The sequence below is a fragment of the Campylobacter sp. IFREMER_LSEM_CL2151 genome, assembly GCF_025771725.1.
GTDB classification, from domain to species: Bacteria; Campylobacterota; Campylobacteria; order Campylobacterales; family Campylobacteraceae; genus Campylobacter_D; species Campylobacter_D lari_C.
Genome location: NZ_JAKMQT010000017.1, coordinates 1 through 1,642, shown reverse-complemented (window position 1 = coordinate 1,642; position 1,642 = coordinate 1). Strand labels below are relative to the sequence as shown.

The window sequence follows — 1,642 nt, the reverse complement described above, 5'->3', positions numbered from 1 at the left end:
ACTTTAAATTTCTTAAAAGATGCCTATGTAAATATGGGTGTTGAAAATACTTACACCTTACCTTTAAATGGTGCTCCTTATGTAGTAGGTGCTTTTGGTATTGATGCTAATACTAATAATAATACAGTTATATTAAATAAGGGTGTAAAGATAGACTTTCATACTACCCCTTATAGACAAAGTGCTTTAGGAGATAATATCTTTGATGAGAGAATGACTCATGTAACAGGAGCAATTACTTATAATGCTAATGCTAAAAATAACAAGGTTATTATAGATGGAGCTTCTTTATTAGTTCATGGTCCAAGTGGAGCATATTCAACATCAGCTGCTACTCACTTAGGAGGAGCTTTTGTAGATGTAAATAATAATCAAAGCTATGAAGTAAGTAATAATAGTGTATTAATTAATGATTTAAAACTAGATTTAAGAGTAGATACTAAAAATACTCCATTAGCTTATAATGCTATCTTAGTAGGGGAAATCTATGGGGGTAAAATCATACAAGGTAATGCTTATAAAAACACCATAGATATAAAAGACTTACAAACCTTATTAGCGTTAAATACTAATGTAGAAGTAAAAGCTCTTTTAGACTTTTATGCAGGTGCTACTAATAATGGTATAGCTAATGATAATAGCATTAGCATTAATCTTAAAAAGCCATTTGAGATTAATTCTAATTTTACAGGTAAAAATGAGTTTAATCTTTATGGTGGGGTAGCTACTAAAGGAGCTAATAGAAATAGTATTAATATCAATGGGGATTTAACCCAAGGACTTACTGTTGAAAATCATCAAGATAAAATTCAAATCACAGCAGCACAAACTCTAAGTTCTAAAGCAAATAATAATAGCATTGTTATTAAAAACTCAAACATTGCTATGCCTTTATACTTATATGGAGTTAGTAAAGCAAGTATAGATAATAAAGATTATTATGCTAGTAGTGCTAATGCTAATAGTATAGTTTTAGATAATGTAAAATCAGGTAGAAACCTCACTGCTATTATAGAAGCAGATAATTTAGAAAAAAACACTATAAAATATAATCTTGTACAATCTTTATCGAATGCTTCTAATATAGATAAAGGTTCTAAAATCATTTTAAGAGCGAATGAAAATGCTAATGATAATACTTTAAATATTAAAGATTATTCTTCTGCAGCACATGATAATGTTTATGTTATTAATGCAAAAAATGAAAGTGCTAATAATACTTTTATCTTTGATGGACTTGCTCTAGGTACAGCTTCTGATAAAAGAGAAGGTATAGCTATTATTAGTGCAGGTATAGCTAAGAATACTCATGATAATTATACTCATATAAATAATTTAAATATAGATGAGTATAAAGATGATTCTACTATCATCATAGCAGCTTCTGGTGTATATAGTGAAAATGATAAAAGCTATAATAATACCTTATATTTAAGTGGTAATACTAATATTTTTAATAATACTAATATAAAAGTATTAGCAGGTAGCTTTTTACAAACTAGAATGGAAAATGATTTTAGCTCAAAAGCACTAATGCATAAAAGTGGCACTAATAATCATTTAGTATTAAATACAAATATAAAAGCAAATACTATTAATAACTTTGATCATTATAGCTTTATCTTAAAAGATGATACTAAAA

At 27.3% G+C, this 1,642-nt stretch carries 1 pseudogene; it reads left to right on the top strand.

Annotation, left to right across the window (positions count from 1 at the left end):
• Positions 1–1,642, top strand: a pseudogene (locus L8V82_RS07685) (hypothetical protein); the annotation flags it as partial.